The organism is Fibrobacter sp., from assembly GCA_024399065.1.
Classification (GTDB): domain Bacteria; phylum Fibrobacterota; class Fibrobacteria; order Fibrobacterales; family Fibrobacteraceae; genus Fibrobacter.
Window position 1 is genome coordinate 18,581 of sequence record JAKSIB010000036.1, and the last position, 13,659, is coordinate 32,239.

The following is a 13,659-nucleotide window of genomic DNA, read 5'->3' on the forward strand; positions in this document are numbered from 1 at the left end:
CCCTATGTCATTGCGAGGCCTTTAGGCCGACGCAATCGAAGCGTTTATATCCTTAGTCTTGCAAGCTCTTGAGGCCAGCGATAAATCTGTCGCAAGCCTTAGCCAAGGTTTCGTCGCTTGCTGCGTAGGAGAAACGAACGCAGGTGTCGTCGCCGAATGCGGCGCCCGGCACAATGGCCAAGCCCTGGCTCTGCAGCAAGTATTCGCAAAGTTCAATGGAACCGCCGATCACCTTGCCTTCGGGAGACTTCTTGCCGTAGAAGCAATCTACGGGAGCAAAGAGATAGAATGCGCCTTCCGGTGCGTGGGCGGGAACCGGCAGAATTTCTGCGGTACGAGCCAGCATGTAGTCGCGACGCTTGCGGAAAGCCTTCTGCATGGCTTCCACGTTGGACTTGTCCATTTCAAGAGCGCCCAGAGCGGCGTACTGTGCCACGTTGCTGGGATGGTGAGTTGCCTGGCCCTGGATCTTGCCGATAATCTTTGCGATTTCAGCAGGAGCTGCATCGTAACCGATTCGCCAACCAGTCATGCAGTGAGACTTGGAGAAACCGTTGATGACGATGGTACGTTCTGCCATGCCGGGGAATGCGGCTGCAGATGCAAATTCGGTGTCGTAGACAAAGTATTCGTAGACTTCGTCAGAAATGCAGTAGATGTCCTTTTCCACAATGACCTTTGCAAGTTCAGCAAGTTCAGCCTTGGTGTAGACTGCACCAGTGGGGTTGCAGGGGTTGTTCAGAAGGATGGCCTTGGTCTTGTCGGTGCATGCGGCACGAAGCTGTTCTGCAGTAATCTTGAATTTTGCATCCTTAGTAGCCTGCACAAACACGGGAGTACCGCCAAGCCACTTCACCAGCTCCGGATAGGTCACCCAGTAAGGGGCGGGGATGATCACTTCGTCACCCGGGTTAATGAGTGCAGCAAGAGAATTGAATACGGCGTGCTTTGCGCCGCTGGTCATAATAATCTGTTCCGGCTTGTAGTCCAGTCCGTTCTCGTCCTTCAACTTCTTTGCAACAGCCTTGCGGACTTCCATGATACCCACGGGAGCGGTGTAGCGAGTCTTGCCGTCGTTGATGGCCTTGCAGGCGGCTTCACGGATTGGTTCCGGTGTGGGAAAATCCGGTTCACCTGCGCCCAGGCTTACCACGTCCTTGCCGTCGGCGATCATCTGCTTTGCCAAGGTATCGATGGCAACGGTGAGGGATGCTGCAATATTCAAAGTTCTATTGGAGAGGTTTTTCATTTTCTTTGCGAGCCTTTTTGCGGAGTCGGTATTGGTCCAGCGCTCCGGCAATGAGAGGATAAATCGAGAACTGGGAAACAAAGATACAAATCATGCCAATCATAGAAATTTGGCCGATGCTCTTGATTCCAGGGTGGGATGAAAATAGCAGGGCAAAGCTTCCGATCAGAGCGGCGAGCTGTGCGAAAAGAACAGAAGAAAATTTTGTCTGCAAAATCGTGAGGGCTGTGCCGTCCTGCTTTTCGTAGTAGGAGTCCCAAAGCTGCAGAGAACCATCAACGCTAGCCCCAATCAGCAGAACAAAGGCCACGGAACTATAGGCGGAAATATGGATGTTGAACATGTAGACTGCAACGGTCACCCAGCTCAATGCAAAAATGGAGGGGAGCATGGTGAAGAATGCCCTGCTCAGTTTGTTGTAGAAAAGCAACAGAACGAACCACAAAAGGATTGTTCCCAGCGCAATGGACTTGTCGATGTTTGCTAGAATCAAATCCAAAACGGAGGCTCGCAAAATGGTGGTTCCGCAAATCTTGAACTTCTTATCCTGAACACCTTCCAGTTGACGAACTTGCTTGTTGATGCGGCGGCAGGCCAGACCGTTATTTGCGTCAACATTGGGAATGATGAAGGCGAATACGCCAGAGTTTCTGTTCTTGTCAGAGAACTTGCGACGGATGTTTTCAGAAAGCTCGAATTCCTTGACATCGTTTTCGTAGTTGTACAGCATTTCTACGACAGAAGCGCTGTCTTTGGATCCGATGGCGCTAAGGACGTCATCATCCACCAATTCGCGAAGTCTTTCGATTTGTTCTCTCTTGTTTGAAGATTCCTTGGGGAGGAATTGATACTGGGTGTAGATTCTTCCTAAGTCAGGAACGGATCCGCGATCCTGCAGGTGTTGAAAGTTCTGCATCATGTCGTCATTGTAGGAGGAGTCGGGCAACATGACAATGACAGGATCGTAGGGGGAGAAACCTGTTTCCTTAATCAGGTTCATGACTTCCTGCTGGTTATGCTGGATTTCCGTTTGCTTGAAATCGTAAAGGAACTTCAGGTTTACGCCACTGTAAATAATGCCAAAGAGGCTGACTGCACTCAGAATAATGATGATGGCCCAGTTCACCTTGTTGGGGAGCATCTTGATGGTTCTGCGTTTTACGTAGACAGGAACGTGAACCAAGAATGGTTTCTTTCGCTGGAGAAACTGTAGCAATGCGGTACTGATCAGCGGGCAGACGGCCAAGTTCAATAAGCTACCGATGGCACCGAGAATGCCGAATTCCTGCAGGCCCGGCAGCGGTACCAGCACCAGCGAAATGAACAAGCCTGCCATGATGAGGGAGGATGCCGTTACGGAGGGGATGATGCCGAGGATGGCGCTTTCGGTACTGAGGGTGGGACCCAGATTCTTTTCGCGTTCGTGGAAGTAGCGGGTAAATACGTGGGTGATAATCTGGCAGGCGTGTCCTGGAAGCAACAACCAAAGGGACAACGTGAACAGACTAATTCTTCCGTAGAGGAAGAATGCAATGGCCATGGTGAACAGTACCGGCAATGCAATAGGAATTGCGGAAATGATTATCAGCTGGGGTTGCTTGTAGAAATGGAGAATCAGCAGAAGTAAAATGATGAGGGCGGCGAATCGTCCTGCCTGCTTAGCCTCGGGCAACAACATTCTTCCGGTTTGGATAGAATCGTAAACCTTGCCGGTGTAAAGAACTCGAATGTGCTTTGTATTTTCCTCACCTTCCAGGAAACTCTTTGCTTTGTGATAGAGGGCTCGGTTTGCCTGCAGGTCAGAAATGGAGTGGGTGGGGTAGATGTCTATGACACGGACTGTGCCGTCGGAATTTGAGAAACTCTGCTGGAGGTTTCTGAAATACTTCTCTTCGATGTTCTGGATGACAGAAACTTCTTCGCTAAGGTCAACGCTGTCGGGAACGCTTGCATAAGTGCTGTCGGTTGCGTTGGTGGTGGCGCTATCTGTTGTTGCATCTTCGGTTTCAAGAGAAACGAACAGAGGGTTGTTCTTGAGAATTTCCTTTTGCTTGATGCTGTCGATATGGTTCAAGACTTCGGCTAGGTCGTTTTCGCTGGCGTAGAGAAGGCGATTCTTTTTAAAAAAGTCAAAGTCTGCGGTCCATTCAATAAAATGAACCAGAGAATCGTTTTCAAAAGCCTTTGCAAATTTTTCTGCCAACTGATGGTTGGCGAGGCTGTCTTCCGATTGTAATACGATGGTGAGGCTTCCCAGACCGCCAAAATTCTTTTCGATAGCTTCGTAATCTTGCTGAGTGCCGATGCCCTTGAGTGTGTCCTGAAGCTGGATTTCCCATCTTAGATGTTCAATGGGATAGATGCTCAAAATCGCTAAAATGGTAAAAACACCTAAAATTAGCCTCGGATATAGGGCAATTTGTTTGATGATTTTAGCGACGAGAGAAAACATAGTTCTAATATAATTATATTAGGGTTTGAATGTTTGTGGTTAAAGCTAAGGTTGGCTTGATTCGAGTGATATGCGCGCTTGTGCTCGCATGTGCTTGTTTGTCGTTTGCCGACGTGACTGATTCCACGAAAACGGATGCTCCTAAGGTCGAAGAAAAAGCGCAGAAGGAAACCCGTTTAGCGGACTACTGGATTTGGCCTTTTGAAAATATTATCCAGCCTTTGCTGAACGGATTGATTTATCCCATTGCAAAACCCATTGACTACATCTTTACCAATGGCGTGGTGGAAAAATCCATTGACCTGATTACCTTCGGCGAGAACAAGAACGTTCTTATTTATCCCAGCTTTAACTTCAAGCCCGGTTCCAGCACCATGCTCGGAGCAAACTACCGTCACCGTAATCTGTTCTTCGAGAAGGACTACACGGTGCTCCAGATGGCCTACTACGCCAATGGTGATTTTGATTTTACAGCCCGATATACAAAGCATAACCTCTTTGGTTCCTCTGTATTTGCTGCTTTCAGGTATGATTTAAAATTCGACAGAGACCATACCTTTACCTTGCCTGAAACCAAGACTTATTTTACCCAGCCGGACTCGTCCTTCAAAATCACTGGGCGCTTTGGCCGTCCATTGAACAAGGATGGTACTTTGAACCTGGCTCTTCAGGCGACATTACGTTACAACGATGCGTCTTTGCCAGATGTAAACGACTCCATTCTTGTGGATGATATTTATCCAATTGCGGACCATGGCTTGTATCAGAAAGGAATCCAGATTCCTCTGGAACTGTCTATCTTGTACGATAATTTGGACAATGCCTTTGCACCTTCGAAGGGATCTCGTATTGGCTTTACAGGAATTTATGGACTTGTTGGCGACTATAAGGGCTTGGATGAAGCTTACGCTGTGGAAAAGTCTACCAAGAATCATGACTATATCCGCACGGAACTTTTGTTCCAGCATTATTTCTTCCTTGGCTCCTCGAAGCAGTATGTGCTAAGTGCTTCTGAAGCCCGTAAGAATCGAAAGTTCTATACGGATTTTTCCTGGGACGAAGCCTTGCGTATTTGGAAGCCGGAAAATGTGTTCAATACCTTGTTTGAAAGGCGTGTGATTGCTCTGCAGATGCTGCTTATCGATGTCTGGGAACTTGAGGAAGGAGGCGCACCCTTTAACGTGATGCCTACGCTTAATGCAAGAACGCCTCTTCGCGGTTATGGTAATTCCTGGGACGCCCATCATTTGTTCAGTGTTAGCTGTGAATACCGTTGGCCCGTGGACCGTTTTGTTGACGGCGTCTTGTTTAACGAGTATGCCTTGATTGCACCGGAATTTGACAAGTGGTCTTTGGACAAGTTGTATAATTCCTGGGGCTTCGGTATTCGTGTGCGTCAGCCTAACATGTACTTGTTCCGTATTCAGCTTGGATTCCACGGTCTCCATGGCGTGAACATGGTCATGACCGTGGCTCCGGAATTTAAGTAACTGAAAAATCCACCCTTTGGAAGGGTGGATTTCGTATTGTTTGCTTTGGAGTCTTGAATGGCTTTAGGATTACAGGGATAGTTCCTCTTGGATGCCCTGACCTGCAGGGGAGTTTGCAGGGGGCGTCTTGTGGAACATCTTGTAGGCCGTAGGAGTGGCGATTCGACCACGGGGTGTACGTGCCAGAAGACCCTTTTGAATCAGATACGGCTCGTAGACTTCTTCCAAGGTATCGGGTTCTTCGCCCAAGGCTGCGCTGATGGTACCGAGACCTACGGGACCACCGTTGAACTTGTCTATGGTCATGGAAAGAATCTTGCGGTCCATGCTGTCGAGGCCTTCGCCGTCGATACCAAGCATGTCGAGAGTCTTACTGGCGGAGGCGACGTCGATGACGCCTGTTCCGCGGACCTGAGCCACATCGCGGCATCGACGCAGGACGCGGTTTGCAATACGAGGCGTACCGCGGCAACGTCCACCGAGAAGCTTTGCCGCATCTTCATCAATTTCTACGTCGAGAATCTTGGCGCTACGCATGAGAATCTGCACGATATCGCTTTCGTTGTAAAGTTCTAGACGATATTGCAGGCCGAAACGGTCGCGTAATGGCCCCGTCAGGAGGCCGCTGCGGGTTGTTGCACCCACCAGCGTAAAATGCTTGAGGGGAAGGTTCACGCTTCGGGCCGCCGGGCCGGAGTCCAGCATGATGTCCAGGCGGAAGTCTTCCATAGCGGGGTAGAGGTATTCTTCCACCACGCGGTTCAAACGATGGATTTCATCAATAAACAGGATGTCGTTTTCCTGTAGGCTCGTTAGAAGGCCTGCCAAGTCGCTGGCCTTTTCTAGTACGGGGCCGCTTGTAATATGGATGTTGACTCCCATTTCTTTCGCGATGATGCTGGAAAGAGTTGTCTTGCCCAGGCCCGGCGGACCGCAGAATAGGCAATGGTCCAGTGCGTCGCCGCGGTGCTTTGCCGCTTCGATGGCGATAGAAAGACTTTCCTTGATGCCGTCTTGACCTGTAAATTCTGCGAGGGAAGGGGGACGCAGGGTGCGTTCCATATCGCTTTCGTCGCCAGCTCTCTTTTGTGGAGAAATAATGCGCTGCTCTTCCATTCTATTCTGCCATTCTCTTGATTAAAGAGCCTTAAAGGTATTTCAGTGCTTCGGGGATGAGTGCGGCCGCATCGGCGGAATCGCCCAAAACTTCAACCGCCTTGACCACAGCCTTTTCTGCTGCAGGATCCTTGACGCCCAGGGTATGCAAAGCCAGAACCGCTTCCATCTTGGCTCCAGTAAGTGCGCCCATGGAGGTGACACCGCTTCCTTCCTCATTGCCAAGCCCTTGAAGCATGGTTGCTGCCTTATCCTTCAGGGTGAGCACCATCTGTTCGCAAGTCTTTTTGCCCAAGCCCTTGATTTTGCTGAGGGCGGATTTATTATCGCTTGCCAGCATGTTCAGCAGGTCGGCAGGGGAGGTGCCACTCAAAATTCTCTGGGCAAGCTTCGGGCCGACGCCATTTACGTCTAGCAACATCAAAAAGGTCATTTTCTCGGTGGTGTCGGCGAATCCGAACAATGTCATGGAATCTTCGCGAACCACGAGGTTCGTGTACAGTGTAACTTCCGCGTCGACTTCGGGCAGTTTTCCGGCGGTATATGCTGAAATATTGACGCCATAGCCAATACCATTGACGTCGACCACCACGAAAGTAGGTGTTTTTTCAATAAGAATGCCGTGTACTCGCTCGATCATGACTTAAACCTGGATATAAAAACTAAACATTTGTTTACTGCACAAATATATACTTAATTAAAAAGGTTGTCAAGAGATTTTTATACTTTTGTGCACCAAAAAAAGCGGCCCTAGTGGAGGTCGCTTCTTAAGTAAATCAGAGTAATCTGTTAGAAACCGAGGCTGAGTTCGGCCATGTAGACGCGTTCTTCGTCCTGACCGGTGTAGTAGCCGCGTTCTTCACCCCAGGTTGCAAGTTCGAAGGTTACAAGACGGAGAACTTCCAAGGCGACACCTGCAGTGGGGTAGCCTCCCTTGAAACCGCCTGCTACACGGAGCGTGAGGGCGCGAAGTTCGTTGTTGTAGCCCGGCCATGCAAGGATGTTCTGTTCTGCTTCGAAACCGAAGTTCAAATGGGTGAGAGGCTTGTAGTTTCTGTCGTTGAAGAATGCATCGGCGTAGTCGACTGCAATATTGAACTTGCGGCCAAATGCGGTGTTCTTGTTAAAGAATCGGGGGCTGTAGCAGAAACCCATGGTGAAGTTCGGAACGATCTTGTCTCCAGCCAATTCCCTGAAGTAGATGTCTCGAAGGGATGCGCCGACGCGGAATTCCCGATTCACCTGGTAGAGAACGCCAATATCCATACCGATGGAAATGGAATTCAGGTCCAGAAGTTCGTCTGCGGCCTGATGGTAACGGTCTTCCAAGGTGTCCTGCAAGGTTTCGTAGTTCTGGATGCCGATAACGATTGCTTCTTCCTTCTGACGCTTTGCAATCTTACCGCCGATACCCACGGAAAGCTTGTCGGTGAATCCGTAGGAAATACCTGCCTGAGCCACCGCATCCACATAGAAGGTGTCCACCGTCATAAAGGGGATAATCAAGCCTCCATCCAGAAACGGGGCGATGCCGCCGCTGACCCAGATTGCGCCACCGAAGTTATGGAAAGCCATTTCGGCGTCCATCTTGATGCTCATGTCAAGGCGCTTGTGGTCGTAGGAATTCAATGTATGCATCAGTTCCGGATGGTGACTGATGGAGTCGAGAAGTGCGTCGGTTCCACCACCAGCTTTTTCTACACGCTGGTACAGTGCGGTAAGGTCCTTCACATCGTTATATGTAGAGAAGTACTTTTCAAAAGGACCTGCTCCACCGATGTTGATGCGCATATCACCGATAAGATTGCGGGGGTAGTATCCCTGTTCCGGACGCTTGTCGTAATTTCCAAGACGGTTGATCTGGTTAAGACCTGCGTAGTTAAAGTAGATGGCTTCCTTGTCGTCTACAACAGCAACGTGGGCGTTACCCATGGATTCTGCTCTAAGAGAATGATGGGTGGGAGCCTTGATGGCGTAGCTGAAAGTTGCAAGGCCTGCGGCGGCTAGGAGAGTGAGAACTTTCTTCATGATTATTCCCTCCCTCTGAACCAAGCCTTAAAGGCTTCTTCGTCGTAGTTGTTCCAGCAACCGCCAACGTGCTTCTTGCGCCATTCCAAGTCGTACTTGTAGTTGAGACTGTCGGTGTCGAGACGTACGGAATCCTTGTAGGCGATTCTCTTTTCCAAGCCTTCAGCAGTTTCTGCTGTGCCGACCCATTTCAAGGAATCTGCAAAGCGGAACAAGTGATTGTTCTTGCTTTCGCGTTCGCGAGTGCTCTGGATGACGAAGATACGTTCGTTTTCATCTTCTTCGCCGAAGATTCCATTGCCGTCGATATCAATGAAGTTGTAACGTTCGGTGAGCTTGATTTCGCGAACCTTGGTGGGATTGCTGTTGAGGTGGTTGACGGAATCGATGTCCATCACGTAGGTTTCGTAATGGCGCATATCTTCGTCGATTTCGCCGTCGCCATCGTTGTCCTGACCGTCGGGAATTTCTTCGTCGATACAGCCGTCGCCATCATCGTCAATGACGTTACCCACATTGAGGAAAATCAATGCTCGATCCACTTCGGTCTTCTGGATGGCGTCGTTCACATAAATAATCTGGTCTGCGAAAAAGTCGATGTTTTCAGTGAGGGTAGAGTCTGTGATGCCCAGGGAATCAGGAATGTATTCCTTGATAACCGTAGTGACCAGTTCCGGGTTTGCCTTGATGGCTGTGGCGGTAGAGGCCAGTGCGTCAAAAGTTTCCTTGGCGGTTTCGCCCAGTTCTTCGGGGTCAAGTTCTGCCCAGTTGATGCTCAAGATATTGTTGGCTGCGCTGAAGATATTCTTGATGCTGACGCTTGCTGCACGAACTGTCAGTGCTAGTTTAGTCATTTGCATCACGGCATAGCTATCGGAAAAATCCTTGAAGCGAACACGCTTGTCTGTGAGGCCAAGTTCATCGCGGACAATGAAGGGGTCAATGTACTTGAACACGGAGTCCAGGCCGTCCTTGATCTGGTTGGCCTTTTCATCGGGCATGTTCATGAAGTTTTCTGCCACATCCATGGCGTCGTCAGATTTTGCGTAGGAAATAAGTTCGAGAATATTCAACCCTTCCTGCAGGTTCAGAACGGCCTTCGCTCTGCCATACCAAGCTTCAGAATAGGCGGAATCTGCCTTGATAGCCTTTTCGAAGTAATCTCGGGCAAGGGAGTATTCGTTCTTCTGGTAGTGCAGGTATCCCTGGTAAGTCAAGGCTTCTGCATCGTTACTCTTGATATTTACGCTTTCAGTTGGGTTGAAAAGGTTGCAGCTGACAAGGCCAAAGGCCAATGCCAGCACCGCAGATGTTACAAAATGCTTTTGAAAATACTTTTTCATCATAACTTTCCCACTACGCCTAATAATAACTTATTTCGTAAAAAATATATTTGTGCCATGGATTCCTATAGAGAATATTTCCCTACAAAAGCATTTCGCTTGGCCGAAATGCGTTTAGGCAACTTATTGGGTGCCGAAAGGGATCGTCTTGACCAAATTGCAGATAAATTGGGTAGGGAATCCGCTGTTGGTCCCGATAATTTGTTGGAACAACTTCCTTTTATTCTCGATTTTACCAAAAAGTATCACGAAGCCTTTGCCGCCTACCTGAAGGCTGTACTTCCTCAGCAGCCTCGTCCTATTCAATGCCGAGCAGCCTGTGGCAATTGCTGTCACCATTATCCCATGTCTGTGGAACCTTTCGAACTCATCTATCTGTATAGTGAGCTCCGCAAGCGCTCCGATTTGCTGGACATTATCGAGGCATGCCAGGAACGTTCCTCTATGTTCGAAGGATTCTACGAAAGTCGTAAGTCCGAAGGGACCGTGGTGGATGATGACTTTGATGACAAGGCCGAAGACTTGGCCTTGCATGATTACTTTGCCGCCTGGAAACCTTGTCCGTTCTCCAATAAGGTTGGGGACTGCACCGTGTATCCATTGCGCCCGGTTTCTTGCCGCATGTACTTTAGCGAAACGGACCCTAAGTTCTGCACGCCGGAACATTTGCAGACTCCGGAGAACGATAGCTACATTGTCTACTTGCCGGACCATATCGAAGATGCGGTCTATGGAATTTCTGAACATTACGCCTTGCTGGATTTGCCGGAAAGCTATTTCGGTGGATTGCTTGCCCTGAACGGCTTTGAAGGCATTATCGGTGCGGAGGACGCTCGATGAGTTTGTTCGGAATCCAGATGGACTTGTTTGGAGCGCCCGCAAAGAAGCCGGAGAAGCCGAAGATTCCCAATACGGTTTCTGAAAACGGCTTGGTGCATTTCAAGTACAGTCCGCTGATGAAAAAGAGCATCCGCTGTAAGGGAGGTGTTCTTTTTGGTCATCCGGAAGTGATTCTTCCCGAGTACATGAAGGGTGAGGAATTTGCCCAGGCTCGAGAACTTGCCGCAGAGTGGGCTGAACACGCTATCCGTCGTAAAACTGCAAAGAACAAGGCTGTCATCAAGGATTTAGTGAGCCGATTCTGGACATTGGTGGACCAGATTCGTGCCGATAAGGGGGAGGCTGCCCTTGCGAACTCCGGCCGTTTGCCGCCTATTCGCCCCCAGGGAAAATACCATAACCTGAACGATATCCTGGCTGCCATCAACGACACCTATTTTGAAAATTCCCTGACGTGCAAAATCACCTGGAGCAATCGCGTCGGTGGCCTTAGCTACCATACGGTCCGCAAGGATCCTGTGACCGGCGAAGATTTTCACTTGATCAGCATTAGCAAGGGTTATGATGCCGCAAACTGCCCCATTTATGCGGTTGCAGGCGTTGTCTATCATGAATGCTTGCACATTGTGATTCCTGTGGAAGTTCACGGCGACCGTCGTGTTGTTCATGGCCGCAAGTTCCGCCAGCAAGAAAAGCAGTATATCTATTATGATGAATGGATGAAGTGGCACAAGGAAGTTTTGCCCCTGAACATTCGCAACATGCGCAAGCATAAACCCCTTTAAAACGAATCGGAGTAAATATGACTTTTGTTAATTTGGCTGGTGCCCGTTATAGCTGCCGTAAGTTCAGTGATCGTGCTGTGGAAGCAGAAAAGTTGAATGCTGTTTTGGAAGCTGGCCGCTTGGCTCCCACGGCAACCAATGCACAGCCTGTAAGCGTGTTGGTGTTAAAATCCGAAGAGGCTTTGAACAAGCTTCGTGCATTGACCCGTATGACTTACAATGCGAACTTGGTACTTGTGGTCTGCTATGATACAAATGTGAGCTGGAAGGCTTCCAATTACAACGATGACTTTGACGCCGGCGATATGGATGCGAGCATTGTGACCACCCATATGGCCTTGGCTGCAAAGGATGTTGGCCTGGATACCTTGTGGGCTCGCGCTTTCAATGCCGCTGACGTTGCAAAGGCATTTAATCTTCCTGAAAATGTGAAGGTTGCCTGTATTCTTGACGTGGGTTACGCTGATGCAGAACAGGGTGGCCCTTCGCCCCGTCATGATGCCCGTAAGCCCATGGCTGATTTTGCCAAGGAACTATAACCGTTTTTTTCCCTATAACGCTTTTTTAAGAAAAGAGTTCTCCTGAGGGAGAACTCTTTTTGTTTGTGTGTCCGCCGACACAGTCTATTTTACGAGTCATTTTATGACATTATATGCCCGTAGATTTCTTTGTATGAAAAATCCCTAACAAACTACAAGGAGATATACTATGGCAAACAAAACCGAATATGAAAAATATTTTGACAAAATTCTTGGAAAGAAACTTCAAGAACAGCGCAAGATACTGAAAATGACTCAACAATATGCTGCTAATCAATCTGGTGAATCTCGGCAGTGGGTAAGTGATGCAGAAAGAGGTGTAAAAACGCCCTCCATATACTTACTGTGTCAATACGCTCATTATGCGGGTATTGATATTCACGCAGTTTTTGATGGAGTGATTGATGCGTTTTTTCCGTATATGGAAAAAATTCGTAAAGAAGAAGAGGAGGAAAAACTGAATACATTGTTGAAACGTTTAAAGAAAAGAAAGGGTAAATAAAAAAGGCCGGTCGTTTGACCGGCTTCTTTAAATTTGATAGGTTCATCGTTATTTGATATAGTAGTCGTAACGGACTTTGTTGCCCTTCATGGCGGTTCGTTTCCAGCTGCCGCGGTCATCTTCTGTAACTGCGATGTCGTTGTAGTCCAGGATGTTGTTTTCCTTAGGGAAGAATTCGAATTCAACGTGGTAATCCGTAGATGAACCGTCGCCGTATTCGCTGGTGTGTTCGACAGTTGTTCCGTCGTCAAATTCAAATACGACCTTGCCGCCTACGGGAACGTTTGTCATGCTCCAACGGTAGGTGTCTGCAATTTCCAGAGTTTCGCCGGGCTCCAGCGTCCATGAGGTAGGATCGTTTTCGTACTTGTGGAAGGTAAGGGTGACCTTCTTGCCGCTTTCATTATGGAGGTAGGAAAAACCTTCCAGTTTATTCAATCCTCCGGTGATGTCGTCGGAAGAACATGCGGAGAAAAATACGGTTGCGCAAAACGTAAAAAATAAAAATGTTTTTGTGAAAATACTCATAATTACCCCTTTGTAATCCAATATAGCAAAAACGTGAAAAAATGGCACAAATTTAAGGCGAACATCCTTCCTTGACCTTTGGATTTTTTGCAAAAATTCTAAATTTCATCTCGTAAATTTAACGGGGATAACCCAAAGGATAAATCATGCGTGATCAATTCGAAAGCCCGCTGATTCAGCGTTATGCTTCTAAGGAAATGAGTTTCATCTTCAGCCCGCAGTACAAGTTCCAGACTTGGCGCAAGCTGTGGATCTTCTTGGCCGAATCCGAAATGGAACTGGGCCTGCCCATTACCCAGGAACAGGTGGACGAACTGAAGGCTCACGCAACAGACATCAACTTTGACGTTGCCGAAGCCGAAGAAAAGCGCCGCCGTCACGACGTGATGAGCCACGTTTATGCTTACGGTGTCCAGTGCCCCAAGGCCAAGGGCATCATCCACCTGGGTGCAACTTCCGCTTTCGTTGGTGACAACACCGACCTCATCCAGATGCAGCAGGCTTTGATTATCGTCCGTAAGCGCCTCTGCCGCGTGATGGATAAGCTCTCCAAGTTCGCTATGGAATACAAGGACATGGCTCAGCTTGGTGCAACCCACTTCCAGGCTGCTCAGCTCACCACCGTGGGTAAGCGTGCTTGCCTCTGGCTTCAGGACCTCCTCATCGACCTGGAAGAAGTGAACTTCCTCATCGAAGTGCTGCCGTTCCGCGGCGTTAAGGGCACCACCGGTACCCAGGCTTCCTTCATGGACCTGTTCAACGGCGACGAAGAAAAGATCATGGAACT

Annotated in this window: 13 protein-coding genes; 6 read left to right on the forward strand and 7 right to left on the reverse strand. The window is 48.8% G+C overall.

The window, feature by feature from the left end:
* Positions 1–52: 52 nt before the first annotated feature.
* Both MJZ25_13725 and MJZ25_13730 read right to left on the reverse strand, forming a co-directional pair.
* Entirely contained in the window at positions 53–1,249 is a 1,197-nt protein-coding gene (locus MJZ25_13725; protein MCQ2125233.1) for a pyridoxal phosphate-dependent aminotransferase, read from the reverse strand.
* A complete protein-coding gene (locus MJZ25_13730) occupies positions 1,230–3,701 on the reverse strand; it encodes an MMPL family transporter (GenBank protein MCQ2125234.1) in 2,472 nt (823 codons plus the stop codon). Before MJZ25_13730 ends, MJZ25_13725 begins: the two co-directional genes overlap by 20 nt.
* An 80-nt stretch (positions 3,702–3,781) precedes the next feature.
* On the opposite strand from MJZ25_13730, the gene MJZ25_13735 reads away from it, so the two are divergent.
* The gene (locus MJZ25_13735; protein MCQ2125235.1) at positions 3,782–5,191 is read left to right on the forward strand and encodes a BamA/TamA family outer membrane protein; all 1,410 of its coding nucleotides are present in this window, start codon (positions 3,782–3,784) and stop codon (positions 5,189–5,191) included.
* A gap of 69 nt (positions 5,192–5,260) precedes the next feature.
* Here MJZ25_13735 and ruvB read toward each other — a convergent pair whose 3' ends face one another.
* The 4 genes from ruvB to MJZ25_13755 all read right to left on the reverse strand — a co-directional run bounded on the left by ruvB (position 5,261) and on the right by MJZ25_13755 (position 9,681).
* The gene (gene ruvB / locus MJZ25_13740) at positions 5,261–6,307 is read right to left on the reverse strand and encodes a Holliday junction branch migration DNA helicase RuvB (protein MCQ2125236.1); all 1,047 of its coding nucleotides are present in this window, start codon (positions 6,305–6,307) and stop codon (positions 5,261–5,263) included.
* Positions 6,308–6,338: 31 nt separating this feature from the next.
* On the reverse strand, positions 6,339–6,947 hold the full coding sequence (ruvA, locus tag MJZ25_13745; protein MCQ2125237.1) for a Holliday junction branch migration protein RuvA: 609 nt from the start codon (positions 6,945–6,947) through the stop codon (positions 6,339–6,341).
* A gap of 149 nt (positions 6,948–7,096) precedes the next feature.
* On the reverse strand, positions 7,097–8,335 hold the full coding sequence (locus MJZ25_13750) for a hypothetical protein (protein ID MCQ2125238.1): 1,239 nt from the start codon (positions 8,333–8,335) through the stop codon (positions 7,097–7,099).
* Between the two features lie 2 nt (positions 8,336–8,337).
* Positions 8,338–9,681 (reverse strand): tetratricopeptide repeat protein, encoded by a 1,344-nt coding sequence (locus MJZ25_13755; GenBank protein ID MCQ2125239.1) that lies wholly within the window; start codon positions 9,679–9,681, stop codon positions 8,338–8,340.
* A gap of 54 nt (positions 9,682–9,735) precedes the next feature.
* Here MJZ25_13755 and MJZ25_13760 point away from each other — a divergent pair, with 54 nt between their 5' ends.
* The 4 genes from MJZ25_13760 (at position 9,736) to MJZ25_13775 (ending at position 12,344) form a co-directional block, all read left to right on the forward strand.
* Complete coding sequence (locus MJZ25_13760; GenBank protein MCQ2125240.1) at positions 9,736–10,518, forward strand: YkgJ family cysteine cluster protein; 783 nt, start codon at positions 9,736–9,738, stop codon at positions 10,516–10,518.
* Complete coding sequence (locus MJZ25_13765) at positions 10,515–11,303, forward strand: hypothetical protein (protein ID MCQ2125241.1); 789 nt, start codon at positions 10,515–10,517, stop codon at positions 11,301–11,303. Before MJZ25_13760 ends, MJZ25_13765 begins: the two co-directional genes overlap by 4 nt.
* A 17-nt stretch (positions 11,304–11,320) precedes the next feature.
* Positions 11,321–11,842: a nitroreductase family protein gene (locus tag MJZ25_13770; GenBank protein MCQ2125242.1), complete on the forward strand. Its 522-nt coding sequence runs from the start codon at positions 11,321–11,323 to the stop codon at positions 11,840–11,842.
* Between the two features lie 169 nt (positions 11,843–12,011).
* Complete coding sequence (locus MJZ25_13775; protein MCQ2125243.1) at positions 12,012–12,344, forward strand: helix-turn-helix domain-containing protein; 333 nt, start codon at positions 12,012–12,014, stop codon at positions 12,342–12,344.
* A 48-nt stretch (positions 12,345–12,392) separates the two neighbouring features.
* On the opposite strand, the gene MJZ25_13780 is transcribed toward MJZ25_13775, so the two are convergent.
* Entirely contained in the window at positions 12,393–12,782 is a 390-nt protein-coding gene (locus tag MJZ25_13780) for a hypothetical protein (GenBank protein MCQ2125244.1), read from the reverse strand.
* A gap of 236 nt (positions 12,783–13,018) precedes the next feature.
* On the opposite strand from MJZ25_13780, the gene MJZ25_13785 reads away from it, so the two are divergent.
* On the forward strand, positions 13,019–13,659 hold a 641-nt coding region (locus MJZ25_13785), incomplete at its 3' end, for an adenylosuccinate lyase (GenBank protein MCQ2125245.1).